Raw genomic sequence first — 14686 nt, forward strand, 5'->3', positions numbered from 1 at the left:
ACTCGTGAGGATCCTGGTCACCGGCGGCGCCGGCTTCATCGGCTCGGAATACGTCCGGACGCTGCTCGGCGTCCCCGGTGGCGGCGCGGCGGGCGTGCCCCCGTGGGAACCGGCCCAGGTCACCGTGCTCGACGCGCTCACCTACTCCGGCAACCTGGCCAACCTCGCGCCCGTGGCCGACGACCCCCGGCTGCGCTTCCTGCCGGGCGACATCCGTGACCCCGACGTGGTCGACCGGGCCGTCGCCGGGCAGGACGTCGTCGTGCACTTCGCCGCCGAGTCCCATGTCGACCGCTCGATCGCCGGTGCCGCCCCCTTCGTCACCACAAACGTCCTCGGTACCCAGAACCTGCTCGACGCCGCGCTGCGGCACGGCACCGCCCGGTTCGTGCACGTCTCCACCGACGAGGTCTACGGCTCCATCACCGACGGCGCCTGGACCGAGGACTGGCCGCTGGCCCCCAACTCCCCCTACTCGGCGTCGAAGGCCGGCTCCGACCTGCTCGCCCTGGCCTACCACCGCACCCACGGCCTCGACGTGGTGGTGACCCGTTGCTCCAACAACTACGGGCCCTACCAGTACCCGGAGAAGGTCATCCCGCTGTTCGTCACCAATCTCCTCGACGGACACGGCGTCCCGCTCTACGGCGACGGCGGCAACGTCCGCGACTGGCTGCACGTGCACGACCACTGCCGCGGCATCGCCCTCGTCCAGGACAAGGGTCGCGCCGGTGAGATCTACCACATCGGCGGCGGCACCGAACTGACCAACAAGGAACTGACCGCCCGGCTCCTCGACGCCTGCGACGCGGGCTGGGACCGGGTGACTCCCGTCGCCGACCGCAAGGGACACGACCGCCGCTACGCCCTCGACATCACCAAGATCAGCAAGGAGCTCGGGTACGCCCCCAGCATCACCCTCGACATCGGTCTCGCCGAGACCGTCCGCTGGTACCGGGACAACCGCGCCTGGTGGAAGCCGCTGAAAGCAGCGAACGCGTGAGGTTCCTGGTGACCGGCGCCGGCGGGATGCTCGGACGCGACCTGGTCGACGTCCTCGCCGCACGACCGGAACACCAAGCCACCGCCGTCTCCCGCAGCGAACTGGACATCACCGACAGCGCCGCCGTGCAGGCCGCCGTCGACGGGCACGATGTGGTGATCAACACCGCCGCCTGGACCGACGTCGACGGCGCCGAGACACACGAGTCGGTGGCCACCGCCGTCAACGGCGACGCCGTCGTCCACCTCGCCACCGCCTGCGCCGCGCACGACGCCCGCCTGCTGCACCTGTCCACCGACTACGTCTTCGACGGCACCGCCAGCGCCCCCTACCCCGAGGACGCGCCGACCGCCCCGCTCAACGCGTACGGTCGCGGCAAGCTCGTCGGGGAACAAGCCGTGACCCGGCTGCTACCCGACACCGGATACGTGGTACGTACCGCCTGGCTCTACGGCACCCACGGCCGCAACTTCGTGACCACCATGCTCGACCTGGCCGACCGGCGCGACACCCTCGACGTCGTCGACGACCAGCGCGGCCAGCCAACCTGGTCCCACGCCCTCGCCCGCCACCTGGTCAAGCTCGCCGAGGCCGCCCACAGCGGACACGCCGCACCCGGGATCTACCACGGCACCTGCTCCGGCGAGACCACCTGGTACGGCCTGGCCCGCGCCGTGTTCGCCCGGCACGGCCTCGATCCGGACCGGATCCGCCCCACCACCAGCGCCCGGTTCGTGCGACCCGCCCCCAGGCCGACGTACAGTGTGCTGGCGCACGGCCGGTGGGCGGAGGCCGGGCTGCCGCCCCTACCGGATTGGCACGCCACCCTGGCCGACGCGTTCACCCTCGCCGCCCCGCCCTCCCCGCAGGAGGTCGTTTGAAGCTCACCCTGGTCACCGGCCTGACCGGCCTGCTTCTGCTGGCCGCCATCGTCGAGCTGCTGCGCCGCCGTCAACTACGCGAGAAGTACGGCATGCTCTGGCTCGGCCTGCTGTTCGTGGTGGTCCCGCTGTCGCTGTTCCCCCGGCTGCTCGACGGCGTCGCCGACCTGCTGGGCGTCGCCTCCGGAGTCAGCCTGGTGCTCTTCCTCGGAATCGTCTTCCTCCTGCTGGTCTGCATCCACCTGAGCTGGGAGGTCAGCGCGCTGGAGGAGGAGACCCGCACCCTCGCCGAGGAGTTCGCCCTGCTTCGCGCCGAAGTCGAAGCCGAACGGATGGCACGGACGGAAGTGACCTCCCGCGATGATTGATGGCAAGCGACTCCTCATCATCGTTCCGGCGCTCAACGAGGCCGCCACCATCGGCGACGTCGTCGGCGAGATCCGGGGCGAACTACCCGCTGCGGACGTGCTCGTCGTCGACGACGGCTCCTCCGACCACACCGCCGCCGTCGCCACCGCCGCCGGTGCCCGCGTCGCCCGGCTGCCCTACAACCTCGGCGTCGGTGGCGCCATGCGGCTCGGCTACCGCTACGCACACGACCACGACTACGACGCCGCCGTGCAGGTCGACGCCGACGGGCAGCACGATCCCCGGTACGTGCCGAAGCTGGTCGACCTGCTCGACGACTACGACCTGGTAATCGGGGCCCGGTTCGCTGGCGAGGGCGAATACACCGTACGCGGCCCCCGCCGCTGGGCGATGGCCGTGCTGTCGCTGGTGCTGTCCGGCCTGGCCGGCGCCACGCTCACCGACACCACCAGCGGCTTCCGGGCCGCCAACCGCCGGATGATCGCGATGTTCGCCCACTGGTACCCCGTCGAGTACCTCGGCGACACCGTCGAGACGCTGGTGCACGCCGCCCGCCGCGGCTACCGGATCCAGCAGGTCCCGGTCACCATGCGCCGCCGGATGGCGGGCACCCCCAGCCACTCCCCCACCCGGGCGATGATCTATCTCGGCCGGGCGCTGGCCGTCCTCACCCTCGCCCTCATCCGCCGGTGATCCGCCGCCTGCTCCGACTCGTCCCACCCGGCACCGTCGGCGTCGCCATCGGACTCGCCGTGGTCGGACTGGCCTCCTACGTCCACCTCGCCGTGGCCGGACACCACCTCGACGCCGCCGAATACTCCGCACTGTCGGTGCTCTGGTCCGTCGTGTTCACCCTCGGCATCGGCGTGTTCCTCCCCGTCGAGCAGGAGGTCGCCCGCCTCGTCGCGGCCCGGCACACCCGCGGGCTGCCACCCGGGCCGGTACTGGCCCGCGGCGGCGCCGTCGCCGCCGCCGTGCTCGGCCTGCTGTTGGTACTCACCACCGGTGGCGCGGACCTCCTCACCGACCGGCTCTTCGACGGCGACCCCGCGATGGTGCCCGCCCTCGGTGGCGCGCTGGCCGCCCTGGCCGTCGCGCACACCAGCCGAGGTGTGCTCTCCGGCCTGCGCCGCTTCGGCTGGTACGGCACCCAACTCGGTCTCGACGGCGGACTGCGCATCGGTCTGGTCGCGGCTCTCGCCGTCACCGGCGTGGACTCCCCCGTCGCCTACGCGCTGGTCCTGGTCGCGGCACCGCTGGCCGCCGTCGTACTGACCGTCGCACCGGTCGCCCGGACCATCGGCCGCGGACCGACGGTCCCCTGGCCGCCGCTGCTACGCGGACTCGCGCTACTCACCGTCTCCAGCCTGCTCGCCCAGGTGGTCGTCAACGTCGGAGTGATCAACGTACGGCTGCTCGACCCGACCGAGGTCGCCATCGCCGGGACGCTGCTCTCCGCGCTGGTGCTGGTCCGCATACCGCTGTTCGTCTTCGGCTCGATGCAGGCCGCGCTGCTACCCGGCCTCTCCACCGCCGCCGCCACCGGCGACGAGCCCGCCTTCCGCGCCCTGCTCCACCGATCCCTGGCCGTCGTCACCGCCCTCGGGGCCCTCGGCGGCATCCTCGCTGCCCTGTTCGGCCCGGCGCTCGTGCGGGTTCTCTTCGACACCCCCGACGTCCTCGGCCACGGCGACTTCGCCTGGCTCTCGGTGGCCACCCTGGCGTACCTGTGGGCGATGGTGCTCGGTCAGGCCCTGCTGGCCCGCGGCCGGCATCGCGCCCAGGCGCTGGCCTGGACCATCGGCGTCGCCGCGCTGGTCGTCGCGACCCTGCCCCCGCTGCCCGTCGCGCTGCGCGTCGAACTCGGTTACACCGTCGGCTCCGTGGTGGCCGCCGGCATCATGGTCACTCTGCTGCGGCGTCGCCGGGCAACCCCGCCCGGTCCACCGATCGCGGCGCCGCTGCCCGCCACCACCAGCGGAGGAACCCCATGAGGCCGCCCCGCGTCACCGCCGTGATGCTCGCCTACGGCGCCGAACCCTGGCTGGTCGACGCCGCGCGGGCCGTACTGGCCAGCACCGGCGTCGACGTCGAACTGGTCGTGGTCGACAACGGCTGCACCGGGAACGGCATCGACGTGGTCAAGGGCCTGCCCGGCGTGCGGGTCATCCGGCCGGAGGCGAACACCGGCTACGCCGGCGGCTGCAACATCGGTGCCGCCGAGGCCACCGGCGACTGGCTGGCCTTCGTCAACTCCGACGCCATCGTGGCGCCCGACGCCCTCGCCAAGGTCGTCGCGGTGGCCGCTGAGCCGGGGATCGGCGCCGCGATGGCCTCCATCCGGCTCGCCCACGACCCCGACCTGATCAACACCTCGGGCAACCCGCTGCACTTCACCGGCCTGTCCTGGGCCGGCGGCTACGGCGAACCGGTCAGCGCCCACGCGAGGCGCACCGCCGTACCCTCGCTGAGCGGCTGCTGTTTCGTCATCAGCCGGCACCGCTGGCAGGAACTCGACGGCTTCCCCGACGAGTACTTCGCCTACCACGAGGACACCGAGCTCAGCCTGCGGCTGCGGCAACGCGGCCTCCGGCTGGAGTACGTGCCCGACGCCGTCGTCCTGCACCACTACGAGTTCTCCCGCAACGACCTCAAGCTCTACCTGGTCGAACGCAACCGCCTGCTCACCCTGCTCACCGCGTACCAGGGCCGGACCCTGGTGCTGCTGGCACCGATGCTGCTGCTCACCGAGGTCGCCATGCTCACCGCCGCGTTGGCGGGCGGCTGGGGACGCCAGAAGGCCCGCGGCTGGGCGTGGCTGTGGCGTCACCGGGACTGGATACGCGCCCGTCGGCGCCGGCTACAGACCGAACGCACCGTCGGCGACGGCACCCTCGCCGACCTGATGACCGCCCGCGTCGCCACGTCGAACGTGGCAGCACCACCCGGGACGGGCGTCTTCAACGCGGTCGCCGCAGGGTGGTGGGCGGCCGCCCGGCCGCTGCTCGCCCGCCACTGACCCGTCCCGAAGCCGCACCGTACGCCGGCCAGCGACCCGAACGACGCGGTGCCCGACCGGTCGAAACCGATCGGGCACCGCCACTGCTCGGGATGAGGATCAGCTGCCGGACTTGTCGCCCGGCTTGTCCTCCAGGTCAGCGGAGCCGGCCGAAGTGGTCGGCTTGTGCCCCTCCTCGGTCGGCGTGGTCGGGGTCTGCGCCCGCTCACCCTCTGCCGCCGACTCGCCGGCCGCATCGCCGTCGAGCAGAGCGGTCAACGCGGCCCCGGTGATCCGTCGGAAGGTACGCCCCACCCGGTTACGGTCCAGGATCGCGACCTCCAACTGGTCGCCGGCGATCGTGCGGGCGGCACCGCCCTCGCCGCCGACACTGCCCAGCGCCTGCACCGCCACCTTCACCGCGTCGCCGAGCGACATGTCCGGCCGATGGTTCGACTTGAGCACCCCGGAGATCGCCTCGGCTTGACCGCCCATGGCCATCCGGCCAGGCTCGTCGGTCACCGACCCGTCATAGGTGCACCGGTACAGCGAGTCCCCCTCCGGCGTGGCACCCACCTCTGCCACACAGATCTCCACCTCGAACGGCTTCGACTGCTCGGTGAAGATGGCACCGAGAATCTGCGCGTACGAGTTGGCCAACGCCAGACCGGTCACGTCCCGGCGGTCGTAGCTCAGACCGTTCAGGTCGGCCATCCGCACTCCGGCCCGGCGCAGGTTCTCGAACTCGTTGTACCGCCCCACGGCGGCGAAGCCGATCCGGTCGTAGATCTCACTGACCTTGTGCAGCGTGCTGGAAAGATTCTCGGCAACGAAGAGCACCCCGCCGGCGTAGCTGACGACCACCGCGCTGCGGCCCCGAGCGATGCCCTTGCGGGCCAACTCGGAACGGTCGCGCATGATCTGCTCGGGCGAGGCGTAGAACTGCATGGCCACGGCGGCGGCTCTCCTTCGGGCGGTACTCGGGAAACGGGATCAGCTGCGGACGGGCGGCTCAGCCGCCCGGATTCTCCATCCGACCGGCGACGACGCCCTCCGCGATCGCCGAGGTCTCCGCGTCGGTCAGCCGGTGCGTGCCCTCCGCCGTCGCGGTCATCACCACCGGGTAGATCCGCCGCGTCAGGTCGGGACCGCCGGTCGCGGTGTCGTCGTCGGCGGCGTCGTAGAGCGCCTCGACCGCCAACCGCACCGCGTCGTCTACGGACAGACCGGTCCGGAACCGCTTCTTCAACGCCGACTTGGCGAACAGCGAACCCGAGCCGATGGCGTCGTAGCCGGTCTCCTCGTACGGGCCGCCGGTGACGTCGAAACTGAAGATCCGCCCCGCCCGCGCCGGATCGTTGGCCGCCAGGTCGAACCCGGCGAAGAGCGGAATCACCGCCAGTCCCTGCATCGCCGCACCCAGGTTGCCGCGAATCATCGAGGCGAGCCGGTTCGCCTTGCCGTCGAGGGACAGCATCACGCCCTCGATCTTCTCGTAGTGCTCCAGCTCCACCTGGAACAGCCGCATCAGCTCGATGCCGATGCCGGCGGCGCCGGCGATGCCCACCAGCGAGTACGCGTCGGCGGGGTGCACCTTCTCGATGTCCCGCTGGGCGATCAGGTTGCCCATGGTGGCCCGCCGGTCACCGGCCATCACGACACCACCGGCCGCGGCGATGGCCACGATCGTGGTGGCGTGCGGGGCCATATCGGCGGCGGCCATGCCCGGGGGCAGCGCCCGACGGCCCGGCAGCATCTCAGGGGCCACCTTGCTCAGGAATGCCGTGAAGGAGGACGTCCCCGCGTTGGTGAACACATCTGGAAGACGCCCGGATGGATCAAAACCCGCTGCCACGTGGTTCCTCTCAGGTACGTGACGGCCCTGGCCAGCCTCGTCGGACTGTCACGGAACTGGCCAAGACCACCGTTGCAGTTGAAGCAGAGTATCCCGCGCACCCACCCGGTGCGATGATCGTGGTCCACATGTTCTGGATCGGGTCACCGCAGACCGCTCAGAGCCGCCCTGCTCGGCCAGCAGCTCGTCGAACTCCTTCTGCCCGATGCCATACCGCCGCCGCAGGTGATACTCGCGGCTGCCGCCATGAAGCCGCTGTTTGGTCTCACTGGTACGGGTGTTATGGCAGGGCTTGCAGCAACTGCCGCGACCGCTGGGGCGCTTGACCCAATTTAACCTATATATTCACTGACCTCCTTTTTGCACGTAACCTCTCACGAATTCTTCGGCGTTTTCCTCGAGGACGGAGTCGATCTCGTCGAGCAGGTCGTCGACGTCCTCGGTGATCTCGGCGTGCCGCTCGGCGACCTCCGGGTTCGCCTCGACGGTGACGTCCTCGACCTCTTCGCCCTGACGGGACTTGCCGGACTGCGACTGACCGCCGCTGTCACGAGTGGCCATCGTTGCCTCCTCCACGATCTCCCTGCGATGAACTTACCTCGCGGGAGCGACGAAACGTTCCCCGCGCGCCGGTACCCGCGCGCGGGGAACGAACAGCTGATCCACGTCGGACGGGGGTCAGCCGCCGGTCAGGGTCTCCAGCAGATCCTTGGCGCTGGCACAGCGGTCGAACAACTCGCCGACATGCCGCCTGGTGCCACGCTCCGGCTCCATCATCGGCACCCGAACCAACGACTCCCGGCCGACGTCGAAGATCACCGAATCCCAGCTGGCGGCGACCACCTCGGAGGCATACTGGGCCAGGCAGCGGCCCCGGAAGTAGGCCCGGGTGTCCTCGGGCGGCTCCGTCATCGCCGTACGGCTCTCCTCGTCGCTGAGCAGCGTCTTCATGGACCCACGGGAGACCAGCCGGTGGTAGAGACCCTTCTCCGGGCGTACGTCGGAATACTGCAGGTCGACCAGTTGGAGCTTGTGCGAGCCCCAGCCGAGCTTCTCCCGCTCCCGGTAGCCCTCCAGCAGCCGCAGCTTCGCCACCCAGTCCAGTTCGTCGGCGCAGAGCATCACGTCGCGCCCCAGCCGGTCGAGCATGTCTTCCCAACGGCTCAGCACGTCGGCGGTCTGCTCGTCGACGTCGTTGCCGTAGCGGTCGTCGACGAACGCGCGCACCCGCTCCAGGTAGGCCCACTGCACGTCCATCGCGGTCAGCCGGCGTCCGTCGCGCAGCCGCATCAGGTGCGACAGCGACGGGTCGTGACTGACCGCGCGCAGCTCGCCGACGGGGTCGGCGATGCCGAGGTCGGGGCCGAGCGCCTTCTCCTCGATCATCGTGAGGATCAACGCGGTGGTGCCCACCTTGAGATAGGTGGAGATCTCCGAGAGGTTCGCGTCTCCGATGATCACGTGCAGGCGGCGGTACTTGTCCGCGTCGGCGTGCGGCTCGTCACGAGTGTTGATGATCGGCCGCTTGAGCGTGGTCTCAAGGCCGACCTCGACCTCGAAGAAGTCGGCACGCTGGGAGATCTGGAAGCCGCTCTGGCCGCCGTCCTGGCCGATGCCGACGCGGCCGGCGCCGCAGACGATCTGCCGGGTGACGAAGAACGGCGTCAGGTACGCCACGACGTCGGCGAACGGCGTCTGCCGGCGCATGAGGTAGTTCTCGTGCGCCCCGTAGCTGGCGCCCTTGTTGTCGGTGTTGTTCTTGTAGAGGTGGATCGGTGCGGTGCCGGGGATCGTGGCGGCCCGCCGCGCCGCCTCCGCCATCACCCGCTCTCCCGCCTTGTCCCAGCGGACGACGTCGCGGGGGGTGGTGACCTCGGGGGTGGAGTACTCCGGGTGGGCGTGGTCGACGTAGAGCCGTGCCCCGTTGGTCAGGATCACGTTGGCCAGGCCGAGGTCCTCGTCGGCGAGCGCCTCGGCCGGGTCGTAGGCCGCGCCGGAGTAGGTGAAGCCCCGGGCGTCCCGCAGCGGCGACTCCTCCTCGTAGTCCCAGCGGGCCCGGCCACCGCGGTTCAGTTCCGGTCGGGCACCGTAGGCGTTGACCACCTGGGATGAGGTGACCATCGGGTTGGCGCCGGCCTGGCCGGGCACGGAGATGCCGTACTCGACCTCGGTGCCCATGATTCGTCTAACGCTCATCGACCTACCCGCTTCGTTTGCCCGACCGGTCCCCGTCATGTCGAGCGTAGTCGCCACTTCGCCACCCGGGGGCGTGGCGGTGGGGCGGGTTCGTCCCTGGACCGGGGTGGCGGACCTTACGCGACCCGGTCCAGGAGTACGAAGGGGCCCGCGACGCGGTGCGTCGCGGGCCCCGATGGCGCGCTGCGGTCAGAGGTACTGACCGGTGTTGCTGGCGGTCTCGATGGAGCGTCCGGCCTCGGTCCCCTTGCCACCGGAGACGAGCGTGCGGATGTAGACGATCCGCTCGCCCTTCTTGCCGGAGATGCGGGCCCAGTCGTCCGGGTTGGTGGTGTTCGGCAGGTCCTCGTTCTCGCGGAACTCGTCGACGCAGGCGTCGAGCAGGTGCTGCAGGCGCAGCCCCTTGCGACCGGAGGTCAGGAACTCCTTGATGGCCATCTTCTTGCCCCGGTCGACGATGTTCTGGATCATCGCGCCGGAGTTGAAGTCCTTGAAGTACAGGACCTCCTTGTCACCGTTGGCGTAGGTGACCTCCAGGAAGCGGTTCTCCTCCGTCTCCGAGTACATCCGCAGCACCACCGCGTCGATCATCGCGGCGACGGTGGCCTGGGGGTCGCTGCCGTGTTCGGTCAGGTCGTCTGCGTGCAGCGGCAGGCCGGAGAGAATGTACTTGGAGAAGATGTCCTTGGCCGCCTCGGCGTCCGGACGCTCGATCTTGATCTTCACGTCGAGTCGCCCCGGGCGCAGGATCGCCGGGTCGATCATGTCTTCCCGGTTGGAGGCGCCGATGACGATGACGTTCTCCAGCCCCTCGACGCCGTCGATCTCACTGAGCAACTGCGGCACGATGGTGTTCTCCACGTCGGAGGAGACACCCGAGCCGCGGGTACGGAAGACCGAGTCCATCTCGTCGAAGAAGACGATGACCGGAGTGCCTTCACCGGCCTTCTCTCGGGCTCGCTGAAAGATCAGTCGGATGTGCCGCTCGGTCTCGCCTACGTACTTGTTGAGCAGCTCGGGGCCCTTGATGTTGAGGAAGAAGCTGGTGTGCTTCTCCTCGCCCCGCCGCTCGGCGATCTTCTTGGCGAGCGAGTTGGCCACCGCCTTGGCGATCAGCGTCTTGCCGCAGCCGGGCGGGCCGTAGAGCAGGATGCCCTTCGGCGGGCGCAGCTGGTGCTCACGGAACAGGTCGGCGTGCAGGAACGGCAGTTCCACCGCGTCGCGGATCTGCTCGATCTGGGAGTGCAGGCCGCCGATGTCGGTGTAGTCGACGTCCGGCACCTCCTCCAGCACGAGTTCCTCGACCTCGCTCTTGGGAATCCGCTCGTACGCGTACGCCGAGCGAGGTTCGATCATGAGCGAGTCGCCGGCCCGGATCGGACTGCCGATCAGGGTCTCGGCCAGGTGCACGATGCGTTCCTCGTCGGAGTGCGAGACCACCAGCGCCCGGTCACCCGGCGCGCCTTCGGGACCGGCGAGGATCTCCTTGAGCATGACCACCTCGCCGACCCGCTCGTAGCCGAACGCGTCGACGATGTTGAGCGCGTCGTTGAGCAGGACCTCCTGGCCGCGCCGCAGCTCGCCGACGTCGAGCGATGGCGAGACGGCCACACGCAGTTTCCGTCCGCCGGTGAAGACGTCGACCGTGCCGTCGTCGTGCCGGGCCAGGAATACGCCGTAGCCACTTGGGGGTTGTGCGAGCCGGTCGATCTCCTCCTTGAGCGTCACGATCTGCGCGCGAGCCTCCTTGAGGGTGCTCACCAGCCGGTCGTTGTTCTCGGTCAGCCGCGCCAACTGCGCCTGGGTGGCGGCCAGCCGCTCTTCGAGCTGCCGGACGTGTCGGGGGCTCTCGGTCAACTTGCGCCGCACCAGAGCGAGTTCCTCTTGAAGGAACGCGACCTGCGTGGAGAGATCGTGGGCCTCCTTCTCCCACCGTGCGGCGCGCGAGTCCGCGTCGTCGCTGCGTGCCACGTCCCACCTCCCCGGGGGGCTTGAACGTTCTGAGCTAACACTAGCCGCTATGAGCCCGATTCGGTCCTCCGCAACGCGCCCGTCACCGAAGCTTGATCGCCAAGGGCGGGCCGACGGGCGGGTACGGGCATTCGGGTACCGTCGAGGGGTGGGACGGGAGAACATAGGGGGTGCACCGGTGACCGAGGTCGCGACCGATCAGCTGCAGGTCTGGGTCGACCAGGATCTGTGTACGGGCGACGGGCTGTGCGTGCAGTACGCGCCGGAGGTCTTCGAGTTCGACGTCGACGGGCTGGCCTACGTCAAGGGGCCCGACGGCGAGCTGGTGCAGGCGCCGGGCGGTCGGGTGGACGTGCCGGAGCACCTGCGCCTCGAGGTGATCGACTCGGCGAGGGAGTGCCCGGGCGATTGCATCCACGTCGTCCGCAGCAGCGACGGCGTCGAGGTCGCCGGTCCGGAGGCCGAGGACTGACCCGCTGGCCCCGGAATCACCCGGTCGGGCTACAGCAACGGGCGACCGACGACCGAGGCGACCAGCCGGGCGAACTCCTCCAACCGGGCGATCTGTCCGGCGCCACCGTCGTCGAGCGTCTTACCGAAGCGCAGCGCGTCGTGGCGCGGGCCGCCAGCGGCCTCCTCGCTCGGCGGCGACTCGTCCAGTGAGGTCAGCAGCAGGTAGACGTCGATGCTGTCGACCCGGATCTCGCCGTTGTCGTGGCGGAACAGCCGGCGCCGGCAGCCGACCTCGGTGACCGAGGAGGCCGGCACCACCCGCAGCGAGGAGGTCATCGAGCCTGGCGGGCCCTCGCCCGGCGGCACGTCCTCGCCATGCCAGAGCACCAGGCGGCTGCCGTCGCAGACGACGACCTCCTGCCACACGCCGTTCACCTCGTTGACGAAGCGTTCCAGGGTGAAGCCGAGCACCGACGCCCCACGCAGCACGCCGCCGAGCGCTTCCAGGGCGACATCGGGGTCGCGCAGGTAGGCGCGCGCCGCGGATTCCAGGTCGGTGTACGGCGACCAGTCGGGAAAGACCGCGGGCAGGTCACCCCCGCCGAAGCCGGGACGGCTCATGCCGGCCCTCCGCTGCGCTGCGGGCCGGCATGAGGCACGAGGGCGCCGAGTTGATGATTCGCTCGCTGACGCTCACTCATCGGAAAACCTCCGCCGTCACGGCCTGTCCGTCTCCTGCGCCACGTCGGGTCGTGTCTGCTCGGCGGGCGCCTCGTGCGGCACCACGGTCGCCTGCCGGGCCGCCTCCGCCTCGCGCAGCGCCTGCCGGCGTTGCGCGTACGCCTCGGTGCCCTTGCTGGGCTTGCGGCGCCGTGGCGGGGCGGTGACTCCGGGGGCGAGCTTACGCGCGGAGACGAGGAAGGCGGTGTGGGCGATCATCCGGTGGTCGGGGCGGACCGCCAGCCCTTCGGCGTGCCAGTCCCGGACCAGTGACTCCCAGGCCCGGGGCTCGGTCCAGCCGCCGCGCTCGCGCAGCGCCTCCACCAGCTCGGACAGCTGCGGGGTGGTGGCCACGTAGCCGATGAACACGCCGCCGGGCAGCAGCGCGCGTTCGACCATGTCGAGGTTCTCCCAGGGAGTCAGCATGTCCAGGATGATCCGGTCGAAACCGGTCTCGCGGCACGTCGCGACGTCACCGACGTGCAGGTGCCAGGCCGGGTGCGGGCCCTGGAAGAACGACTCGACGTTGCGGCGGGCGATCTGGGCGAAGTCGTCGCGGAGTTCGTAGGAGTGCAGTTCGCCGGCGGTGCCGACCGCGCGCAGCAGCGAGCAGCTCAGCGCTCCGGAGCCGGCGCCGGCCTCGAGAACCTTGGCGCCGGGGAAGATGTCACCCATGGCGACGATCTGGGCAGCGTCCTTGGGGTAGATCACCTGGGCGCCGCGCGGCATGGAGAGCACGTAGTCCGACAGCAGTGGGCGCAGGGCCAGGAAGGCGGTGCCACCACCGGAGGTGGTCGCCACGCTGCCGTCGGGCAGCCCGATCAACGCGTCGTGCGCCAGGATGCCGCGGTGGGTGTGGAACTCCTTCCCCGGCTCCAGGGTCACCGTGTGCATCCGCCCCTTGGGGTCGGTCAGCTGCACCCGGTCACCGGGCTGGAACGGCCCACGCCGAACCGCGGGCGGCTCCACCTTCCGCTCGGAGAGTTCGCTGGCCGGGTGGGCGGAGTGGGTGACGGTCACGTGTTCATCTTCCGGTGAGGTTCGAGCAGTTGAGCCAGATCCGCGATGTGCAGAACGCCGACGACATCTTCGCCTGCCGTCACGACGTACTGTGCGCCCGGGTGGGTCTGCACGGTCTCCAGCACCCGTTCGCCGTCCGTGTCCACCGGCATGGCCGGCAGGTCGGCGAGGGTACGGGCGACCGCGTCCACGGCCAGCCAGGGGCGGCGGGCCTCCGGCACCGCCGCGGCGGCGGCCGGGTCGACCAGGGCCACCGGCCGGCCGGCGGAGTCGGTGACCAGCAACGCGGCCGGGTGCTGCGGCCCGGTGGTCGGGTGTGTCTGCGCGGCGCGGCGCTGCGCCTCGGCCAGCGGGGTGCCGGTGGGCACGGTGTGCACCGGGCGGGCGAGGGTGGCCAGGTCGACCAGGGGGAGCCGCCGGCTGATGCGGGACATCCGGATCGACTGCCCGGCACCGTGCCAGAGGGTGAGGGCGACAAGGGCCGTCAGCGGCAGGGCCAGCAGGCTCAGCACGTCGATCGCGTAGAGCGCCGCCACCAGCAGCGCGATGCCGACGGCGAGGATCCGTCCGGCCCAACCGGCGACCTCGGTGGCCCGGTGCCGGTCCCGGGTCAGCGCCCAGACCACCGCACGCAGCGCCCGACCACCGTCCAGAGGCAGCCCGGGCAGGATGTTGAACAGCGCGACGATGACGTTGCTCGCCGCGAGTTGAAAGGCGAGCTGGTCGGCCACGGTGCGATCGGGCAGGGCAAGCGTCGCGGCGACGGCGGCCGCGCCGAGCACGGCGGAGACGGCCGGCCCGGCCAGCGACACCAGCAGGTCCACCCGTGGCGAGGGTGCGTCGCGGTCCATCTCCGTGTAGCCGCCGAGCAGCTCCAGAGTGATTCCGCGCACCCCGATGCCGAAGCGGCGGGCGGTGAGGGCGTGGCCGAGTTCGTGGGCCAGCACCGAGCCGAGCAGCGCGAGGACGAACCCGGCGCCGACGAGATAGCCGCCGAGCGGGGACAGTTGCAGTCGTTGGCCGGCCAGTTCGCCGTACAGGACCGTGATCAGGAGGGCGAGCAGCAGGATCGAGGCGTTCAGGTAGAGCGGCACCCCGAGGATCCGACCCACCCGCATACCGGGGCGCTGGCCGGCCCGTGGTCGCCTGCGCTGTTCCATCGGGCTGATGCTACGCGGCGGGAGATCACGTACCGGAGCGGCGGCGGTCGGCCTGTCATA

The 14686-nt window shown here is 70.5% G+C and carries 16 protein-coding genes; 7 read left to right on the forward strand and 9 right to left on the reverse strand.

Going from position 1 to position 14686, the window contains the following annotated elements; translation table 11 throughout:
• Positions 1-4 precede the first annotated feature (4 nt).
• Genes rfbB through AC2CHE_RS01540 form a run of 6 tightly spaced genes read left to right on the forward strand, consistent with a single transcriptional unit; the run spans position 5 to position 5272 of the window.
• Positions 5-1003, forward strand: a complete 999-nt coding sequence (rfbB, locus tag AC2CHE_RS01515) for a dTDP-glucose 4,6-dehydratase (protein WP_484503057.1) — start codon at positions 5-7, stop codon at positions 1001-1003.
• Positions 1000-1884 carry a dTDP-4-dehydrorhamnose reductase gene (gene rfbD / locus AC2CHE_RS01520; protein ID WP_484503058.1) on the forward strand — a complete coding sequence of 295 codons (885 nt, stop codon included), beginning with the start codon at positions 1000-1002 and terminating at the stop codon, positions 1882-1884. Before rfbB ends, rfbD begins: the two co-directional genes overlap by 4 nt.
• Positions 1881-2252 (forward strand): DUF2304 family protein, encoded by a 372-nt coding sequence (locus AC2CHE_RS01525; RefSeq protein WP_484503059.1) that lies wholly within the window; start codon positions 1881-1883, stop codon positions 2250-2252. The genes rfbD and AC2CHE_RS01525 overlap by 4 nt, the downstream gene beginning before the upstream one ends.
• Positions 2245-2946, forward strand: coding sequence for a glycosyltransferase family 2 protein (locus AC2CHE_RS01530; RefSeq protein WP_484503060.1), 702 nt, complete (start codon positions 2245-2247; stop codon positions 2944-2946). The genes AC2CHE_RS01525 and AC2CHE_RS01530 overlap by 8 nt, the downstream gene beginning before the upstream one ends.
• Positions 2943-4247 (forward strand): lipopolysaccharide biosynthesis protein, encoded by a 1305-nt coding sequence (locus AC2CHE_RS01535; protein WP_484503061.1) that lies wholly within the window; start codon positions 2943-2945, stop codon positions 4245-4247. Before AC2CHE_RS01530 ends, AC2CHE_RS01535 begins: the two co-directional genes overlap by 4 nt.
• A complete protein-coding gene (locus tag AC2CHE_RS01540) occupies positions 4244-5272 on the forward strand; it encodes a glycosyltransferase family 2 protein (protein WP_484503062.1) in 1029 nt (342 codons plus the stop codon). The genes AC2CHE_RS01535 and AC2CHE_RS01540 overlap by 4 nt, the downstream gene beginning before the upstream one ends.
• Before the next feature lie 99 nt (positions 5273-5371).
• Here AC2CHE_RS01540 and prcA read toward each other — a convergent pair whose 3' ends face one another.
• From prcA to arc, 6 genes are all read right to left on the reverse strand, one after another.
• Positions 5372-6205, reverse strand: a complete 834-nt coding sequence (gene prcA / locus AC2CHE_RS01545) for a proteasome subunit alpha (protein ID WP_484503063.1) — start codon at positions 6203-6205, stop codon at positions 5372-5374.
• A gap of 58 nt (positions 6206-6263) precedes the next feature.
• Entirely contained in the window at positions 6264-7106 is an 843-nt protein-coding gene (prcB, locus tag AC2CHE_RS01550; RefSeq protein WP_484503064.1) for a proteasome subunit beta, read from the reverse strand.
• Positions 7025-7234, reverse strand: coding sequence for an endonuclease domain-containing protein (locus AC2CHE_RS01555; protein ID WP_484503065.1), 210 nt, complete (start codon positions 7232-7234; stop codon positions 7025-7027). Before AC2CHE_RS01555 ends, prcB begins: the two co-directional genes overlap by 82 nt.
• Before the next feature lie 217 nt (positions 7235-7451).
• The gene (locus tag AC2CHE_RS01560) at positions 7452-7667 is read right to left on the reverse strand and encodes a ubiquitin-like protein Pup (RefSeq protein ID WP_013734319.1); all 216 of its coding nucleotides are present in this window, start codon (positions 7665-7667) and stop codon (positions 7452-7454) included.
• Between the two features lie 117 nt (positions 7668-7784).
• Entirely contained in the window at positions 7785-9302 is a 1518-nt protein-coding gene (gene dop, locus AC2CHE_RS01565) for a depupylase/deamidase Dop (RefSeq protein ID WP_484503066.1), read from the reverse strand.
• Positions 9303-9491: 189 nt separating this feature from the next.
• Positions 9492-11273 (reverse strand): proteasome ATPase, encoded by a 1782-nt coding sequence (arc, locus tag AC2CHE_RS01570; protein WP_484503067.1) that lies wholly within the window; start codon positions 11271-11273, stop codon positions 9492-9494.
• A gap of 178 nt (positions 11274-11451) precedes the next feature.
• Between arc and AC2CHE_RS01575 the strand changes: the two genes are divergently transcribed.
• The gene (locus tag AC2CHE_RS01575; protein WP_484503068.1) at positions 11452-11745 is read left to right on the forward strand and encodes a ferredoxin; all 294 of its coding nucleotides are present in this window, start codon (positions 11452-11454) and stop codon (positions 11743-11745) included.
• Between the two features lie 29 nt (positions 11746-11774).
• Here AC2CHE_RS01575 and AC2CHE_RS01580 read toward each other — a convergent pair whose 3' ends face one another.
• The 3 genes from AC2CHE_RS01580 to AC2CHE_RS01590 all read right to left on the reverse strand — a co-directional run bounded on the left by AC2CHE_RS01580 (position 11775) and on the right by AC2CHE_RS01590 (position 14626).
• A complete protein-coding gene (locus tag AC2CHE_RS01580) occupies positions 11775-12347 on the reverse strand; it encodes a hypothetical protein (RefSeq protein ID WP_484503069.1) in 573 nt (190 codons plus the stop codon).
• Between the two features lie 96 nt (positions 12348-12443).
• Positions 12444-13415, reverse strand: coding sequence for a tRNA (adenine-N1)-methyltransferase (locus AC2CHE_RS01585; protein ID WP_484503157.1), 972 nt, complete (start codon positions 13413-13415; stop codon positions 12444-12446).
• Between the two features lie 47 nt (positions 13416-13462).
• Positions 13463-14626 carry a M50 family metallopeptidase gene (locus AC2CHE_RS01590; RefSeq protein ID WP_484503070.1) on the reverse strand — a complete coding sequence of 388 codons (1164 nt, stop codon included), beginning with the start codon at positions 14624-14626 and terminating at the stop codon, positions 13463-13465.
• Between the last annotated feature and the right edge of the window lie 60 nt (positions 14627-14686).

This window comes from Micromonospora sp. ATLC16, from assembly GCF_057196645.1.